The organism is Kitasatospora sp. NPDC042419 (assembly GCF_056437345.1).
Genome location: NZ_JBWKAW010000065.1, coordinates 500 through 16,260 on the forward strand (window position 1 = coordinate 500; position 15,761 = coordinate 16,260).

General features: G+C 71.4%; 19 protein-coding genes. 13 read left to right on the top strand and 6 right to left on the bottom strand.

Annotated features, from left to right (window positions below; translation table 11 throughout):
• Nucleotides 1–367 precede the first annotated feature (367 nt).
• The 6 genes from AC067J_RS43135 to AC067J_RS43160 all read right to left on the bottom strand — a co-directional run bounded on the left by AC067J_RS43135 (nt 368) and on the right by AC067J_RS43160 (nt 5,459).
• Nucleotides 368–655 (bottom strand): hypothetical protein, encoded by a 288-nt coding sequence (locus AC067J_RS43135; RefSeq protein ID WP_478308345.1) that lies wholly within the window; start codon nt 653–655, stop codon nt 368–370.
• Between the two features lie 180 nt (nt 656–835).
• Nucleotides 836–1,171, bottom strand: a complete 336-nt coding sequence (locus AC067J_RS43140; protein WP_478308346.1) for a hypothetical protein — start codon at nt 1,169–1,171, stop codon at nt 836–838.
• A 758-nt stretch (nt 1,172–1,929) separates the two neighbouring features.
• Entirely contained in the window at nt 1,930–3,735 is a 1,806-nt protein-coding gene (locus AC067J_RS43145; RefSeq protein ID WP_478308348.1) for a helicase HerA domain-containing protein, read from the bottom strand.
• Between the two features lie 133 nt (nt 3,736–3,868).
• A complete protein-coding gene (locus AC067J_RS43150) occupies nt 3,869–5,050 on the bottom strand; it encodes a hypothetical protein (protein ID WP_478308349.1) in 1,182 nt (393 codons plus the stop codon).
• Nucleotides 5,047–5,199 carry a hypothetical protein gene (locus AC067J_RS43155; RefSeq protein WP_478308350.1) on the bottom strand — a complete coding sequence of 51 codons (153 nt, stop codon included), beginning with the start codon at nt 5,197–5,199 and terminating at the stop codon, nt 5,047–5,049. Before AC067J_RS43155 ends, AC067J_RS43150 begins: the two co-directional genes overlap by 4 nt.
• Nucleotides 5,196–5,459, bottom strand: a complete 264-nt coding sequence (locus AC067J_RS43160; RefSeq protein WP_362484895.1) for a helix-turn-helix transcriptional regulator — start codon at nt 5,457–5,459, stop codon at nt 5,196–5,198. Before AC067J_RS43160 ends, AC067J_RS43155 begins: the two co-directional genes overlap by 4 nt.
• 138 nt (nt 5,460–5,597) lie before the next feature.
• Here AC067J_RS43160 and AC067J_RS43165 point away from each other — a divergent pair, with 138 nt between their 5' ends.
• From AC067J_RS43165 to AC067J_RS43225, 13 genes are all read left to right on the top strand, one after another.
• Nucleotides 5,598–5,834 carry a hypothetical protein gene (locus tag AC067J_RS43165; RefSeq protein ID WP_478308351.1) on the top strand — a complete coding sequence of 79 codons (237 nt, stop codon included), beginning with the start codon at nt 5,598–5,600 and terminating at the stop codon, nt 5,832–5,834.
• On the top strand, nt 5,831–6,145 hold the full coding sequence (locus tag AC067J_RS43170) for a hypothetical protein (protein WP_478308352.1): 315 nt from the start codon (nt 5,831–5,833) through the stop codon (nt 6,143–6,145). The genes AC067J_RS43165 and AC067J_RS43170 overlap by 4 nt, the downstream gene beginning before the upstream one ends.
• Nucleotides 6,142–6,375 carry a hypothetical protein gene (locus tag AC067J_RS43175; protein ID WP_478308353.1) on the top strand — a complete coding sequence of 78 codons (234 nt, stop codon included), beginning with the start codon at nt 6,142–6,144 and terminating at the stop codon, nt 6,373–6,375. The genes AC067J_RS43170 and AC067J_RS43175 overlap by 4 nt, the downstream gene beginning before the upstream one ends.
• Nucleotides 6,376–6,514: 139 nt before the next feature.
• Nucleotides 6,515–6,994 (top strand): single-stranded DNA-binding protein, encoded by a 480-nt coding sequence (gene ssb, locus AC067J_RS43180; protein ID WP_478308355.1) that lies wholly within the window; start codon nt 6,515–6,517, stop codon nt 6,992–6,994.
• Nucleotides 6,995–7,206: 212 nt separating this feature from the next.
• A complete protein-coding gene (locus AC067J_RS43185; protein WP_478308356.1) occupies nt 7,207–7,566 on the top strand; it encodes a hypothetical protein in 360 nt (119 codons plus the stop codon).
• A gap of 6 nt (nt 7,567–7,572) precedes the next feature.
• Nucleotides 7,573–7,917 carry a hypothetical protein gene (locus tag AC067J_RS43190; RefSeq protein ID WP_478308357.1) on the top strand — a complete coding sequence of 115 codons (345 nt, stop codon included), beginning with the start codon at nt 7,573–7,575 and terminating at the stop codon, nt 7,915–7,917.
• Between the two features lie 151 nt (nt 7,918–8,068).
• On the top strand, nt 8,069–8,290 hold the full coding sequence (locus AC067J_RS43195; RefSeq protein WP_478308358.1) for a hypothetical protein: 222 nt from the start codon (nt 8,069–8,071) through the stop codon (nt 8,288–8,290).
• Nucleotides 8,290–11,589, top strand: coding sequence for a hypothetical protein (locus AC067J_RS43200; RefSeq protein WP_478308359.1), 3,300 nt, complete (start codon nt 8,290–8,292; stop codon nt 11,587–11,589). Before AC067J_RS43195 ends, AC067J_RS43200 begins: the two co-directional genes overlap by 1 nt.
• Complete coding sequence (locus AC067J_RS43205; protein ID WP_478308360.1) at nt 11,589–12,203, top strand: hypothetical protein; 615 nt, start codon at nt 11,589–11,591, stop codon at nt 12,201–12,203. Before AC067J_RS43200 ends, AC067J_RS43205 begins: the two co-directional genes overlap by 1 nt.
• Before the next feature lie 554 nt (nt 12,204–12,757).
• Nucleotides 12,758–13,375, top strand: coding sequence for a hypothetical protein (locus tag AC067J_RS43210; protein ID WP_478308361.1), 618 nt, complete (start codon nt 12,758–12,760; stop codon nt 13,373–13,375).
• A 19-nt stretch (nt 13,376–13,394) separates the two neighbouring features.
• On the top strand, nt 13,395–13,577 hold the full coding sequence (locus tag AC067J_RS43215) for a hypothetical protein (RefSeq protein ID WP_478308362.1): 183 nt from the start codon (nt 13,395–13,397) through the stop codon (nt 13,575–13,577).
• 83 nt (nt 13,578–13,660) lie between these two features.
• Entirely contained in the window at nt 13,661–14,131 is a 471-nt protein-coding gene (locus AC067J_RS43220; RefSeq protein ID WP_478308363.1) for a transcriptional regulator, read from the top strand.
• A 37-nt stretch (nt 14,132–14,168) separates the two neighbouring features.
• The gene (locus AC067J_RS43225) at nt 14,169–15,374 is read left to right on the top strand and encodes a hypothetical protein (protein ID WP_478308364.1); all 1,206 of its coding nucleotides are present in this window, start codon (nt 14,169–14,171) and stop codon (nt 15,372–15,374) included.
• Nucleotides 15,375–15,761: the final 387 nt, after the last annotated feature.

Here is a 15,761-nt window from a genome sequence, read left to right on the forward strand (position 1 = left end):
GAACAAGGGGGAACAGGGGGAACATGCCCTTGACCTGCGGAAACGTGCGCCAGGCTTGTTCCCCCCTGGGGGGAACAAGGGGGAACAAGCGCGGGGCGGTCGGGCCGAGGGGGAACACCTCCCCCCTCCTGTAGTGGGGTCGTTTCGGGGGGAACAAGGGGGAACAGGGGGAACATGCCCTTGACCTGCGGAAACGTGCGCCAGGCTTGTTCCCCCCTGGGGGGAACAAGGGGGAACAAGCGCGGGGGAACACCTCGGAGCCTCCCTGTTCCCCCCGGGTGCCAGCCGAGGGGGAACACGATGCGGCCCCCTGTTCCCCCCGGTGTCGAGCCGAGGGGGAACAGGGGGCCGAGGGCGGCGCAGGGGGTCAGGAGGCGGGGCCGACCCTCCAGGAGGGAGCGTCGGGGAACAGGGCGTGTCGGTCCTCCAGTACGGCGGCCCCGGTCGTTCCGTGGAGCCTGACCCACTCCAGGAGGACAGGGAGGGGTGTGTCCCGGGGGGCGAGGAGGAGGGCGTCCGCCCCGAAGTCGTGGGCGGGGCTCGGGCCGAACGCTCGCCAGTAGAGAGGGTTCGACCAGACCCACACGGACTCTCGGGGGTTCCAGGCGAGCACGCCGTCAGTCGTGGTGAGCGGGGCGGTAAGCGCGGTGGTCATGCCGGGGTAACGACCACCGCGGCTTGTTGTTGCGGACCGCGCCACGCGTTGTGCACGTGCGGGGTACCCCCTTGTTCCGGGGGTTTTGCTGGTTGCTGGCGCGGTCCGTTGCGCGTTCTGTGCGCGGTGGTTATTTCGGTATTGGCGTTGCTGGTTCGGCGCGGTGTGTCGAAACGTCGGCTACTTGCGGCGGTAGATCGTGGCGCTGATGAACTCCGCATGGTCGGCCGTCGCGGCCAGGGGACGGGCGTGCGCGGGGCAGACGTACGCGTCCGCCTCGGTCACCTCCTTCCGGAACCGCACGACGTGCGACGCGGTCGCGGGGCACCGCTGGCGGTCGCGCGGCTGGGTGGTGTCGAGCGCTTCGCACAGCCCGGCCGGCTGGTTGTACCAGACCATCAGCGACGCGGAGAGCGACCGGACGATCTGGCACACGTCGTCGCGGCGGCGGACCTCCTTCGGGGGGAGCGTCTGCGGGTCGATGGGCTGAATCCCTCCCCCGGCGGGGGCCGCCACCGGAGCCGGTGCGGGGGCCGGCCGAGGCGCCGGAGCGGGCCGAGGAGGCCGAGGCGCGGCGGCGGGGGCCGAGGGTCGGGCCTGGCCCTGGAGGGCGCTCAGGATGGCCGCCAGACCCCCGGGGGCCGGAGCTGCGGGCCGAGGCGCGAACGCACGGACCAACTCCTCTCGGCCGCCGCCTCGGAACCACGTCGTGAGCGGGGTTCGGTCGTCGTGTTCGTCCTCCTGGTCCTCCTCCTCGTCCGGCTCCCAGCGTGGTTCGGGCCGGTACCTGGCGGGAGGCGGGGCCGGTGCGCGGCGACCCTCGGGACGGGGTCCGGTGTTCTCGTGGGTGCGGTGGGGGACGCGCTGCCCGGTGCCGCATTCGGGGCACCGGATCGTCATGCGGTCCTTTGCCCGCGACTGCCATTCGTGACCGCACCCGCATTCCACCCACACGGGGGGCCGTTGGGCGGTCTGTGCGGCCCGTGTGGCGGCTCCGGAGAGGTCTTTGGGCACCGGGCCCTCCCACTCCTGATTCAGGCGCACATGGCGCGACGTGCGGCATTCGGGGCACCGGGTGTTCCCCCCTCGGACCGTGGTCCGGAAAGGGGCGGTGCACTTTCGGCAGACGATTTGCACGGGGACAGTTCGCACGGGGGGTCCTTTTGCTGGTTGCTGGCGCGGTCTCAGTCGATAGTCCCACGTCCCGTAGTTGAATTCGAGGGAAAAGGGAAGGGCCCCCGCCTCCAATCGGAGACGGGGGCCCATTTTTGGGGTCAGGCGATGGATTCGGCGGCCCCGGGGCGGTTGCGGTGCCACTTCTGGAGTTCGTCGGCGGTCCACTTCCCGTCATCCCCGGTGGGGAATTCCGGATCGCGCCGCTTGGCCTGGCGCAATGCGTCTGCCGACATCGGCACAATGCCTTCCCGTGCGGCGGCGGCCAGGCTGTACCGGGGCACCTGCGGGGGCACGGTGGGCATGGGCGGGAGGGTCGGCTCGTCCTTGACCAGACGGAGGACCGGTGTCACGTCACGTGACGCGGGGACGGTATCCGCCGAGGTGAGAGGGCCCGTGTGACTGTGTGACGTGACACCGAGGCCCCCGAGGTCCGGGGCGGCGGCCACGGTGCCGGCGGTCGCCCACGCGCGTGCCTCGGCGTCGGTGAAGAACACCACCTGCGTTTCGTGGGCGACCCCGCCCAATACGACCTGTGCGCGGCCGATATGACGGGTGGAGCGGGGTACGGGCTGGACCTCGGGAACGAGCATGTTCCAGGCGTTCCGGGTGTAGCGGGCGAGAATTCGAGTGGCGAAGCATTCCCGAACCTCGGGGCCGCCGAGGGCCGCCGCAGTGGCCGACTGGGCGACAAGGAAAACGTGCATCCGCACGGCCCGGCCCATGAACAGGATTTCCCGCAGGGCGTCAATCGCGGGGGATTCCTTCGGGTCGGCGGGGCCGAATTCGTCGCCCTTGCTCCGGCGAATTGAAGCCCAATACCGCTTCAATTTCGCAATGGTCGCGTTGGCCTCCTCCAGAATGAGAGCCAGGCGGGGGCCGACCGGGGCGTCTCCCTCACCCTCCCAGTCATCAACGACGATGTTTCGGCGGTGGCCCTCCTGGCCGAGTTTCACCAGCGCATCGTGAATGTCCGAGATATCGCGGCAGTAGGCCACGTTCGGAAGTCCACGGGCCCACTTGTGGGAATGCCGTTTGAAATCCAGGACGACCAGTTGCGACCCGTTGTGGAGCATCTGGGCCGCCATGGCCCGCGTGATGACCGACTTACCGCCGCCGGTGGACGCGGATACGAGGATGTGGGGCGACTCGGCGTCCAGGTCCACGGACACACGGCTGTCCTGCGGGCCGAGGCCGATCAGCGGCGCGGACTCGGCGGCCCCGCTGATGAGCGCCTGGACGTGCTCGTCAGCGAACATCACCTTGCCCGGCGGGCGGGGGGTCTGCCGGATCATCAGGTGAGGCCGGCGGCCCTCCAGTTTGAACGTCACCGTCGCGTCGGAGAGACCGAGCTTGGTCTTGACGATGTTTCCGATCGTCGCGGCTCCGCCGTCCACCCCCACGAACGTGGGCGGGAGGTCGATACGGCCGACCTCGGTGCGGCCCGGGTAGTCCCGGGGGATGCGGATGTACGAGCCGGGGCGGACGCCCGGCGGGAGGCCGAGGGGGCCCTCCAGGGCGACGTGGAGGGGGCGAACCCAGTTGTGCATGTGCCGGACGTTGGACACCCAGTTCCCGGACGCGTACCCGGCCCCGAGGGACGCGGCGGCCCCGATACCGGCCCATGTGCCCACGGTGGCGTCCGGCGCGGCCTGGAGGCCCCACAGGGTCCCCCCGGCGGCCCCGAGGGACCCGAGGCGCATTCCGGCCCGCTCGATGCGGGAGAGGCGGCTCCAGGGGTTCGAGCGGCCCCCGTCCAGGGCCCGGGTGCCCCGGGTGATCCACCCGGCGTCGGTGCGGTGGATGCCGTCCATGTGGTGGCCGGTGGTGAAGCGGTAGGCGACGCGGATTGCGCCGGCGGTCGCGCGGATTGTCCCCGCGCTCTTCTTCTCTGAGATGGTGTGCACGATCGCTCCTGTAGCCGTGAGAAGTGTCAGGAGGGGTCCCGAGGTTCCGCCCGATTGCTGCGGGCGGAACCTCGGTCAGTTCCGGATGGAACCTGGGTTGTGCGGGTGGAACTTCCTGGTTCCGGCGGCGGAACTACAGGTACGCGCCGGTGCCCCGGTCGTTCCTTCCTTCCGCGACAAGCTGACGAAGGTACCGGTCCGAGGGCGGCTTGATCCCTCGGTTTTCCAGGGACTCCCGGATGGTTCCGAGGTCCATGGTTCCGCCCTGGATCAACTCCCGGGCCGCGCGGGTGGCGGCACCCCGGGCAGGGGCCGGAGCCTCCGCCGGAACCTCGGCGGAACCAGCCTTGACCAGCGCGGACACCTCGGCGGAACCACCGGCGGGAGCCGGAATCTCGGCGGTCAGGAAGACGGGGGCCGACACCTCGGCCGCCTCGGCCGGAACCTGCGGAGCCTCGGGGGTGGTGGCCGGAACCAGGAGGGTCGGAACTTCCGCCGGAACCTCGGCCGGAACTTCCGCGACAGGGGCGGGAACTTCCGCCGGAACCTCCGGGGCGGGGGCCGGAACCTCCGGCGTGACCTCGGCGGAACCTCCGGCCGGAACCTCCAGGGAGGTCGTCCAGTCGTGCCGCGCGTCGATCGTGGCCAGGGCCGCGACGGACTTCCGCCGGACCACTCGGGCGACGATCGCGGCCTCGGCCTCGGCCGCCTCGGAGTTCGTCAGGTTGTGTCGGGCAGCGTCGATGGCGGCGGCCAGCTTCGCCGCATTCCGGCGGTGCTTGCGGGTGCCGGGGTCGGCGGCAGCCACGATGTCGGCCAGGTCCACCGCGCGGTCCGCCGCACGGCTGCGGGCGATGGCGGCGGAGGTGGCCCCGCGTCGTCCGATGCCGAGGTATGCCGTCAGTCGCTCGCGCACCTCCCGCAGGGCGTCCCCGAGGATGCCGTTCGTCTTCTCCCCGGACATCCGGAGTTCGAGCCCCAGGAGGAGGTGGAGCATCACGGCCAGGAGGACGGGGCCGAGGATGACGCGGATCAATCCGCCGCCCCCGCCGGAGACCTTGAATGCGGGGACCGCCTGGACGAGCACCGCCGCGTACGCCAGGTAGGCCGGCGCCTTCGCCCGGGTCGCCCACGCGTACAGGGTCAGGGCGATGATGGCCGCCTCGGCCACCCCGCACAGGAGAGCGCGCTCCCAGTCCTCGGTGATTTTCAGCGCGTCCCCGAGGAACCGATACGAGGTGTCGGCGGACATGCCCAACGCCATGGTGGCGGGGACGAGTAGGCCATAGGTGGCGGCGGTGCTGCGGCTGATCATCGGGGGGTCTCCTTCGGTGCGGCGGTGCTGTCGTTCTGTTCCTCGGTGGTGGGGGTGTCCGGCTCGCCCTCGGCCCCGAACAGGTCCAACTGGCCATCGACCGGCAGAACCTTGCGGGCGCCGAGGACGCTAGCGGGGGTCAGGCTCACGGGGTACCTCCGGGGTCCGGCGCCGGGTGGCGCTCCGCGATGAGTCGGAGGAGTTCGGCGTACTGGACCCGCACGTCCCCGCGCGGGTCGTACCGGCCGGCCTCCCACGCGGACACGGCGCCCCGGGTGACCCCGAGGGCTTCCGCCACCTGCGTCTGTGTCAGGCCCTGTGCCTTGCGGAGCCGTTCGCGCTCCGGCGGCTCCGGGAGGGCGGCCACCTGCGGCGGCTGCACCTCCAGAAGCGCGTGGATCTTGCTCATGTCGACCTCTTTCTTTCGCTTGCCTGACATCAAAGTATCCCTCTCACTATCGCTTGTCTATCGCCGGTGCTAACGTCGTTCGTGTCAGATTCTCTCGCGTCACCCTTTCGCAGGGTGCGCAGGAACGGAGGTAGGACCATGCCCGAACCGAGGCAGTACACCGCCGGCGAGACCGCCCGCATGGCCGCGCAGGTTGCCCGCGCCGTGGCCCGCCACGCCCGGGGCAAGTCCCTCGGTCCCGTCGACCGCGCGATCGACCGCATCCAGGAGGAGGCGTGCGCCCGGGAGGCCGTCCAGGACAGGGCCCGCGCCGAGGCCGAGGCCAAGAAGGCAGCGGAGAAGGCGGCCAAGCGGGCCGCGCGGAAGTTCTGGTGACCGCCGAACAGGGGGCGACCGACGCCCCGGTGATCCTGCGACAGATCGGCCTGTCCGCCGAGGGCGCCCCGCTGTACGCGTACGCGGACCGCTCCCCCGTCGTCCAGCCGGCCCCCGTCCAGCCCGCCCGTCCGATCGGGGTCTACGCCGCCGCAGCAATCGGCGGCGCAGTCGCGCTCGGCTTCCTGGCCATGGCCGCCGCCCTCCTGGCGGTCGCGGTCGCGATCGGGGCGGTATCCGCAACCGTCTGCCTCCTGGTCCTTCGGTCCATGTGGCAGGACATCCAGGCCCAGAAGGAGAAGAAGAAGTGATCCGACGCATCCGCGACATGGCCGCCGAGGTCCGGGGCCACCGGGAGTTCACCGCCGACATCCGCCGGGAGGTGGAGGCCGGCGACGCCGAGGCGGCGGCCACCTTCCGCACCGGCACCCTGTCCGCCGCCCTGACCCGCAAGGGCAACGACGCGCGGACCGCCGAGGTCATCGAGTACGTCCAGGCGGTCAAGGACCAGCCGGGCCGCCTCGGCTGGCTCCGCCGCTGACCTGCGGCCCCCGTCCCCGAACCCCTCTCGGGGACGGGGGTTGCATTCAAACTTCCGCCCGGCATAGTCGGACGTGAGCCACCCGAACAGGGGGTTCACGTCCCATGCGTCGGGCCCACACAGACAGGAAGAACAGATCATGAACGGAACGCCGATCACCCTCGTGGGCAACCTGACCGACGAGCCCGAACTCCGCTTCACCCCCTCCGGGGTCGCGGTGGCGAAGTTCTCCGTGGCGGTCAACCGCCGAACCTTCGACCGTCAGTCCAACGAGTGGCGGGAGTCGGGCGCCGACTTCCACCGCGTCACGGTGTGGCGGTCCCTGGCGGAGAACGTGGCGGCCACCCTGTCCAAGGGGATGCGGGTCATCGTGAGCGGGGACCTGCGGCAGCGCTCGTGGGAGGACCCCAAGACGAAGGAGACGCGGTACGGCTGGGAGGTCACCGCGGATTCGGTCGGCCCGGATCTGGCGTTCGCCACGGCGCAGGTCCAGAAGGTGGCCAAGACCAACGGCGGGGCCCCGGGTGAGGAGACGTGGGCGAGCGCATCGAGCACCCGCCCCGCCGCCGCGAACGGCCAGGCGCCGGCCGGTGGGCACCAGGAGGAGCCCCCGTTCTGATACGTGGAGGTATAGGGGTGTTCCGCCGTACGGTGACCCCGCCCCACGCACCGCAGTTCGGCCCCTGGCGGCCCGGCACCTCCCCCCGGAGGAAAGCCGGGCCGCCTTCCGTACCCGGATTCGAAAGAGCGTCACGAAACTTCCGTCACGGTGCTAGCAACGGACGGTGACGGGGCGTAAGGTCGTGACACACTCACGAAAGGAGTTGCGACGTGACCGCTACCGCAGTCGAGCCCACGGCCCCCGGCCCCGTCCCGCCCCTTACCGCCGTCCCCGACGACTGGCGCGTGACCCCGGACGGCACCGTCCGCGTGTCCGACGTGGCCCGCACCACCGGCGACTACCAGGCGGTGAACTACACCGTCCGCAAGTGCGGCGTGACCGTGGCCGCACAGAAGGGACAGGGCGCCTCCCGGTACATCCCGGTAGCCGAGGCCCTCCTCCTGGTCGCCGCGGCCGCCCTGGCCGTCGCCGCCGGCGTCGCCCTGGCGCAGATGTACCGGGCCATCAAAGCGTCCGGCGCCACGGTCGGCGTGGACGCGGTGACCATCCCCCTGCGGCTCCAGGGCTGACCCGACATGACCGACGACATGGGAGAGGAGGCGGACCGCGTGGACCTGTTCAACCTCAGCCACGAGGACGCCCTGATCCTGTGGAAGTTCGGCGGGTACGGCACCGAGGCCGATTTCCCCGGTGTCCGCCTGGCCACCCTGTTCATGCTCCACGGGGTCGACAGGGGAGGTCGGCGCCACCTGGCCCGACTCTTCGCCTCCCTCGCCCCCCACGCTGGCGTTCGCGCCGTTCTGGCGTTGCTGCGGGCCCTGGCGGTCCGCCCCGCCCCCATAGCCGTTCCGGCCCCGACCCCTCGGGTCCTGTCCTCCCAGAGGAGGCACCACCGGATCGCACCCGCCCGCGCCCCGTGACCACACGACCCCGCCCCACGGCGGGGGGTCACGACCGCAGGTAGGCCACCCCCTAGAAACGCCGAAAGCCCCGGGACACGACTCCCGAGGCTTGGCATAGATCCCCTTGCGAGGAATCAAAGTGCAGGACAAGAGTACCCAGGATGCGCCCATGCGCACCACACAGCCGTACGCGACCCCCACCGGCGGCTCCGGCCGCGTGACCGTGGTGGCCGACGACACCACCGCCCTCCTGATCTGCCGGACCGTGCGCGGTCGCGGCGGGTGGGGCGTCCACACCGAGGCCGGCGAACTGGTCACCTCGGGATGGCCCACCCTCACCCGGGCCCGCGCGTACGCGGACCGCCTGATCTCCCGGGCGGGGGCCGCGTGATGGCGACCGCGACCGAAGAGAAGACGACCGAGGCCCCCGCCGCCTCGACCTCCCGCCGCCTCACCGAGGCCGGTAAGACCGTGGACCGCCTCCTCCCCGTGCCGGGCGTCGATGGTGTCCTCGTGGACCTGGAGGCGGAGTACATGCTCCGACGCCAGGGGGACACCTCGGTCCTGTTCCTGGACTGGGCCCCCCGCCTCCTGGCGTGGTGGACCGACCCCGAGGGCGTCCCGGTCTACCAGGTGACCGTCAAGGGTCAGGAGGAGTACGTCACCCCCGAGACCCTGCGCGACGGCACCGCGTGGGACCAGTTCGACCACGCCGCCGGCCACGACGTCCGCAAGGTGCGGGAGGCCCTGGCCGGAGTGGTCAAGCTCCAGCGCCGCGACCTCCCCAAGTCGCCCGGCCTGGACTCCCTCGGCTGGCACGACGTGAACGGGACATGGGTGTACGTCTCGGCGGAGCGCGCGTTCGGCCCCGCCGGAGAGGTGGCCGTCCAGGTCAACACGCACAGCTCGGACGAGGCGGCCCTCCCGCCGGCCCCGACCGGCGACCGACTGCGCGACGTCGTCGCCCTGTCCCTGTCCGCCCTGGACGTCGCGGTCCTGCGGGTGTCGGCCCCCGCGATGTGCTCGACCTGGCTCGCCCCGCTGATCAGCATGTTCGGTAACGACCTCCCGAGATTCGTCCCGTGGATGTGGTCGGACGGACGGGCCGAGGTGTTCGGCGTCCTCAAGTCCTCGCTCGCCGCGATCCTCCAGGCGCACAGCGGCACCGGCTACCGAGGGGAGTCGGACCTCCTCCCGGCGGCGGACACCACCCTCCCGTCCCTCTCCACCGTCCTCGGTGAGCGTCGGGACGGACTGGTCATCGTGGACGACTACAAGCCGGGGGAGACCTCGGCCGTGGACAACAAGACACAGTCCACCGCCGAACAGGGCATCCGCGCGGCGACCAACCGCCAGAAGCGATCGAAGAACCGGATGCGCGGGCCGGGCCGGGCCAAGGTGGCCGCGTGCATGGCCCTCCTGATGTACACCGCCGAATGCCTCCCCCTGTTCAACTCCGGCTCGACCCATGACCGCACCTTCCCGTTCCAGGTCCACAAGGGGGACGTGCGGCCCGACAAGCTGACCGTGCTCCAGGACCGCGTGGAGGAGTTCCCCGAGGCCGCCGCCGGGTACGTCGCGTGGCTCGCCGCCCACCGCCCCGAGGTGATGACGTTCCTCACCGGGCGGTTCCGCGAGCTGCGCGCCGAACTGCGCGCCGGCCAGGAGGTCACCGGCCGCGCGTGCGCGCACATCGCCCACCTGCTGTGTGCGGCCGAGGTGTTCACGCGGTTCGCGGTGGAGGCCGGCGCCCTGACCGACGACGCGCGCAACACCCTGTACGGGCAGATCCGGGCGGCCCTGATCGAAGCGGCGACCGCGACCACCACGGAGCGGACCGAGGACCGCCCGCACGAGGTGTGGCTCCGCAACCTGCGCGGCCTGTTCGCCTCGGGGAAGCTGTACGCGATCACCCCCGGGACCAACCACGGCGAGCCCCCGCAGTACGGGGACGCCCTCGGGTGGGCAGTCGAGCGCCGGGACACCCTGGCCGGGTACGCGCTCCCGGACGGCCTGGCCGTGGTGGAGTCCGAGGTCAACCCCGCGATCACCCGCCGGGACAAGTCGTTGACGATCGGCGGTGTCCAGCTCCGCCGCCTCCTGGCCTCCCGGGGTCTCATCCAGACCGTCATCCACCGTGACGGGAAGCACGATCACCAGCGGCGCATCCGGGTCGGTAGCGCCTCGGTCTGGCTCCCGGTGGTCCCGTGGGATGTGTTCCTCGGCACGGACGGGGGCGACTCCCCCGAGGGCGGCCAGGGCGACACTGGCACCCCGGCCCCCGAGGCCCCGCAGGTCTGCACCGGGTACTCCTTCGGCAAGCCCTGCGGCCTCCCCCTGGACCCGAGCGGGGACGACGGCACCGGCCGTCACCCCACCTGTGTCCCCGCCCCGGTGGAGCCGACCCCGGCCCCGCCGGTGGACGCCCCGGTCCTCCCGGGCGTGATGGACCTGGAGCCGGCCGCCCCGGTGGCCGAGGTCCCGGCCCCCCGCCCCGAGGCCGAGGACGAGCACCAGGAGGAGAAGGAGGAGGAGGAGACCACCGCGGCTTCCCCCTCCCGCCCGGTCCGCCGTTCCACCCGCAAGCCCCTGACCCTGCGCGGCCCGCACGCGGAGTACCTGGAGGCGGCCCGGGGCCGCAACAGCATCAAGACCCAGGCGCAGGTGGACGCCCTGGCGGAGCGCCTGGCCTACCTGGACACCGCCGAGGCCGAGTTGACCGCCCTCCCGGACGACATCGAGCCGGGGGACCTCGGGGAGGAGATCAAGAAGCGTGCGGCCAAGCTGCGGCTCCTGGCCGCCCTGGAGGGGGACCAGACCTCCCACGGCCCGTTCGCCCCCTACCGGTCCCGTCGCGGCCCGTGGTGGCAGGCACCCATGCCCGGGATGATCGGCGCCGTCCGAGGGATCAACTCCTGGTCGTGGGAGCGGGAGGGCTTCACCGGTGAGGCGGTCGCCCTGGACCGAAACGGCGCCTGGCCCACGGCCACGTCCTCGGTCCGCGTCGTCCACGGCGAGTACAAGCACACCGGCCCCATCGAGGAGGTCGGGGTGCCTGACCCCGGCTACTACAAGGTCCGCGTCTACCCCTGGACAGAGACCGATGTGCCCTCCCCGATGGGCAACGAGAAGGTGGGTAACGAGGTCTGGATCACCGCCCCGCACATGCACCTCCTCGTTGACCTGACCGCCGCCGGGCGGTGGCCGGACGCGTCCGCGCTCGACTCCCACACCGGCGCGGCGGCCAAGCTCGGTGACTGGGCCCACCTCGTGGGCGAGTGCCGGCGGTACGCCCTGGAGGTCCACGGCCGCGACTCGTTCGCGTACGAGGTGGCCAAGGAATCGTTCGGCATGGCGGTCAACACGATGTACGGCTCGTGGGAGGGGGAGGGCGCCCTCCTCACCCGGAAGTGGAAGTGCAAGGCGCGACGGACCGACTGGGCCCACCACATCAAGGACCAGGCGGCGGTGACGATCTGGCGCGCGGCCGACGCGGTCCGCCAGGCCGTCCCCGAGGGCTCCGGCCCGCTCACGATCCGGGCCATGGACGAACTGGTCCTCCCGGCCTCGGTCCTGGAGGGCGTCACCACCGCCCCCGAGGGCGAGCGCGCGTTGATCCGACTGGACGACCTCGGCACGACGTTCGGCACCTGGAAGGTCAAGACCACCGAGACGTGGGGGGATGAGTAATGGCGCGCAAGAGGGACACCGGCCAGGGCACGGAATACTCCGGCAACGAGGCCGAGGCGGTCGCGCAGGCACTCGCGGACGCGTACGAAGCGTGGGCCAACGACGACGAGCCGTCCCGCGTGGACGTGCGGGCGCAGGTCGAATGGGCCGGGCACGTGATGCCCGCGAACAACGGAAAGCGCCGGACCCGCGTGGACCTTCCCGCCTCGGGAATGAAGAAGGTTCGAAAGGCCGTCGAAAAGGTGGCGCGGGCCATCGGTAAGAAGTCGAAAGCCAAACCCGCCAGTTCCCGAAAGGCCAAGGGGTGGCACGCACAACTCCGCGAACTCACCGAGGCGAAGCAGGGTTCGGCGGCGGCGGACAAGGCAGGGTTGAACCCCTCGGCCCGCACGCTCAAGAACTGGCTTTCCGACGCGGATTACCCGATTCGGAGCGGCGACCGCGACCGTATCGCCAGGGCCTATGACGCGCTGAAAAACTGGAATGTGTCCGAGGCGAGCGACGCGGCGGCGGCGGCCAGTAAGCAAGCGGCCGACGCCATGACCGATGCGATGCGCGATCAGTACGGCGTGAACGTCCGATTCCGAGACATCGACGATTTCACCTTCGAGTGACAGTTCCCGCCTCGGCCCGGCCCTCGTTCCTCACGGAGCGGGGGCCGGTGGCGTGTTCGGGGTCGGCCCGTCCGCCGGGGCCGGGAAGGCGCGTACGTCATCGCCCGGGGCGGTACGTCAACCGCTTGACGTACCGGGTCGCTCGGGGGAGTGGAGTTCGCTCTCCGCCTCGGCCCCTTCCGCCGGCGGATAGTCCGTGACGCGTTCCCCTCGGGGAAGGGCGGACTTCCGCCCGGGGATACGGCCCCGACCTGGATAGATGCGGGGAATTACCCGCCGCCTGGCCGTCGCCCTTCCCCTCGGGGAAGTCGGGCCGCCCCCTGTCACATGGCCTGTCGCGTCGGCTGTCACATGGGGGCCTGTCGCGTGGCCTGACCTGCGGCAAGACCCCCTTGGCCCCCTACCTCGGCCCCGTGTGACAGGTCTGTGTGACACCGGGCCGAACGCCGTTTCCGGCCATGGGGGTTGGCCGATACCGCCCCTTGCTCGGGGTGTACGGAACTCCGTACATTCATGGTGTACGAACTTCCGTACACCACACGGGAAGGACCCCCATGGACCCCATCAGCTTCCACACCGGCGCCAACGCCCGACGCGGCGGACTGGACATCACGATCAGCCTGACCGCCGCCGAGGCCGCGCAGGTGGGCGACGAAGCGGGCATCCTCGCGGACTGGTTCCACTCGGCCCTGTGGGCCCTGGCCATCCTGCGGGCCGGCCACGTCCCCGCCAACCCGGACCACCCCCTCCCCGAGGGGCGGAAGGACCGCCCCGCCGGTGAGGGCGACTGGTACACCGTCGTCAACGACCTGGACCACCGCCTCCTCCCCCGCCTGGAGGGCATTCGGGACGCAGCGATCCGCGCCCACGCCACCGCCGGCGGAAGCGTCGGAAACCTCGCCCTGGCCATGGACGTCAGCCGCTCCACCGCGCAGTACCGCCGCGACGCGGTCCGCCAGGCCGACCCCTCGGTCTGGGAGCGCTGGGCGAGCAAGACGCAGGACACCCGCCCGCGCTGCGTGGCGTGCGGCCACCCCGCCCGCTCCACCGACGGGTTGGTCGTCACGGACGGAGGATTCCAGGTCCACCGCAGCCACACCGAGGACGCCACGAGCGGCTTCCACCGCGCCACGATCGTTCACGACCTCAGCGCCGAGACCGAGCAGCACTGACCCGCAGAGAAGAGGACCGATGTTCACCGGCACCCCCGAGGAACAGAAGCGCCAGGAGGCCGAGGCCCGCGCCGTCGCGGCCCGTATCACCGAGGCCCTGGCCGAACTGGAGGCGTTCGGCCCCGTCACCCTCACCCCCGGAGCGGTGCGCTTCCCCGGCGGGATGATCCGCCGAGTGGGAGACACCTGGACCGTCGACTGACGGACACAGCAGGAGGGGCGGCCGTCCACTGCCAGGCGCACGGCCGCCCCGTTCCGACCCCTCACGAGACCGGAGGCACCATCATGCACGCCGCCACCTTCGCCGCCCTGTTCGCGGCCCTGTTCATCGCCCACAGCCTCGGGGACCACTGGGTCCAGTCCTCGTGTCAGGCCGCGACCAAGGGACTCCCGGGATGGCCCGGACGGCTCGCCTGCGGCCGCCACGTCGCCACCCTGACCGCCACCAAGGGGGCCATCCTCGCCCCCGTCGCCCTGGCCCTCGGCCTCCCCCTGACCGCCCTCGGCGTCGCCCTCGGCCTCGGCCTGGACGCCCTCTCGCACTACTGGGCCGATCGCCGGTTCACCCTCGCCCGCCTGGCGAAGCGGTGCGGCAAGGCGGAGTTCTACAGCCTCGGCACCCCCGCCCACCCCGCCCACCCGGTGACCGCCGAGGGCAAGCCGGCCGCCACCCTCGGCACCGGGGCCTACGCGCTCGATCAGTCCTGGCACATGCTGTGGCTCGGCGTCGCCGCCCTCCTCATGGCCACGATCTGACCCGCCCCGACTCCTCCCGATCAGCGAACGGAACAGCATGACCGACCCGTCCCGGCTCCGGTGGACCCCGCCGGAGCCCTCCCAACTCCCCGAGTGGCGCGGCCAGATGGTCGAACACCTGGAGTCCATGCCCGCGATGATGTCCCTGCGGGAGGCCCTGCGCGCAGGGCGGTCCACGATCGTCCCGACCGTGCCGGGCCTGGACGCCACAGAATCGTCCATCGCCGCCCAACTCCTGGCCCGCTCCGAGGCCGACCGCCTCTCTCGGGCCCGGCTCTACTACGCCACCCCCGACATGACCGCCCTGGCCCTGGCCGCCGCACAGACCCCGCCCACCGAGGCGACCACCGCGCGCCGCCTCCCCTCGGACGCGGGCCTGATCGTGTTCGGGGAACCGATCGGCGGGTACACCGAGGATGCCGCCGCCGCCCTGTCCGGCACCCTGGCCTACCGCCCCGGCGCCTCGGCCCCGATCACAACCCCCATCGTGGCCGTCTCCTGGTCCACCTGGACCCCCGAGGCGGTCAGCCTGGACGAGGGGGCCACGGTCCGGTGGACCGTCCAGAGCAAGGCGGGCCGGGGGGTCGTCCCGCCCCGCACGGAATGGATCTGGCTCACCTTCTGGTCCCCCCGCGGACTGTTCTCCGGCCTGGACCCCGACACCATCATCGGCACCGCGAACGGGCAGCCCATGACCGCCCGGGACATCGACACCATGCGGGAGGTGGCCGGCCCTCCCCTCCAGTGGGACAACGAGATGTTGCTCCGCGTCGGGGCCTCCTTCACCGCCCCCGAGCCGGACACCACCGCGTCATGGGCCCACGCCCTCTACACCGCGTGGCAGCTCATGAGCCAGGAGGGCGCCACCCGGTGGGCGGAGACCGAAGTGGTCCCCCGCGCCCGCGCCGGAGCCAAGAGGGACGCACGCCAGGGCATCAAGGACCCGTCCGAGGTCCACATCGTCCACGTCCACCGCACCCAACGCCCCGCGCCCCGGGCCGCCGCCGAGGACGCGCAGGGCAGCACCGGCCGCCGCGAACCCCAGTGGTCGTGCCGGTGGCCCGTCCGCCCTTACCGCCGGGACACCTGCCTGAACCCCCGCGCCCACGCCGCCGGCGACTGCACCCACGAGGACCGGATCGTCCGGGGCCACATCAAGGGCCCCGAGGGCGCCCCGCTCCGCACCGGCGACACCGTCCACCTGTGGGACACCACCGCCAACTCCGAGAGGACAACGTCATGACCGAGGAAACCGAAACCGAAATGGACGCGGCCCTGTGGGACGGACGAGGAATCGTCAACACCCCCGATGGACCTGTTATCGCGGATGAGGAGTGGTGAACTCCCCCACCCCTTCCTGGTAGTTAACTCGGTCGGGTCGATTACCAATCGGCCCGACCGGGTAAGGAATTGACGGAGCAACAGAAAGCCTAATTCCAAAGCGAATTGAGATTCCCTTTGGATTCGGTCATCCAATCCGGATCGAACCGAAAGCTAATTTCCCTCCCCGCGCATTCTGAATTACCTAACTGAATTCACGACGGGCGCAGCCCGGAGGAATTGCGGAATTGCGCAGCAATTACATGTAACTGGTCCGGCGCAGCCGAGACCCTTACACCGCCAGGGGGCG

Excerpts from the sequence above, each read along its gene's own strand:
- AC067J_RS43135 (WP_478308345.1), bottom strand. The coding sequence starts at position 655 with ATGACCACCGCGCTTACCGCCCCGCTCACCACGACTGACGGCGTGCTC.
- AC067J_RS43150 (WP_478308349.1), bottom strand. The coding sequence starts at position 5,050 with ATGATCAGCCGCAGCACCGCCGCCACCTATGGCCTACTCGTCCCCGCC.
- AC067J_RS43160 (WP_362484895.1), bottom strand. The coding sequence starts at position 5,459 with ATGAGCAAGATCCACGCGCTTCTGGAGGTGCAGCCGCCGCAGGTGGCC.
- AC067J_RS43165 (WP_478308351.1), top strand. The coding sequence starts at position 5,598 with ATGCCCGAACCGAGGCAGTACACCGCCGGCGAGACCGCCCGCATGGCC.
- ssb (WP_478308355.1), top strand. The coding sequence starts at position 6,515 with ATGAACGGAACGCCGATCACCCTCGTGGGCAACCTGACCGACGAGCCC.
- AC067J_RS43190 (WP_478308357.1), top strand. The coding sequence starts at position 7,573 with ATGACCGACGACATGGGAGAGGAGGCGGACCGCGTGGACCTGTTCAAC.
- AC067J_RS43195 (WP_478308358.1), top strand. The coding sequence starts at position 8,069 with ATGCGCACCACACAGCCGTACGCGACCCCCACCGGCGGCTCCGGCCGC.
- AC067J_RS43200 (WP_478308359.1), top strand. The coding sequence starts at position 8,290 with ATGGCGACCGCGACCGAAGAGAAGACGACCGAGGCCCCCGCCGCCTCG.
- AC067J_RS43205 (WP_478308360.1), top strand. The coding sequence starts at position 11,589 with ATGGCGCGCAAGAGGGACACCGGCCAGGGCACGGAATACTCCGGCAAC.
- AC067J_RS43210 (WP_478308361.1), top strand. The coding sequence starts at position 12,758 with ATGGACCCCATCAGCTTCCACACCGGCGCCAACGCCCGACGCGGCGGA.
- AC067J_RS43215 (WP_478308362.1), top strand. The coding sequence starts at position 13,395 with ATGTTCACCGGCACCCCCGAGGAACAGAAGCGCCAGGAGGCCGAGGCC.
- AC067J_RS43220 (WP_478308363.1), top strand. The coding sequence starts at position 13,661 with ATGCACGCCGCCACCTTCGCCGCCCTGTTCGCGGCCCTGTTCATCGCC.
- AC067J_RS43225 (WP_478308364.1), top strand. The coding sequence starts at position 14,169 with ATGACCGACCCGTCCCGGCTCCGGTGGACCCCGCCGGAGCCCTCCCAA.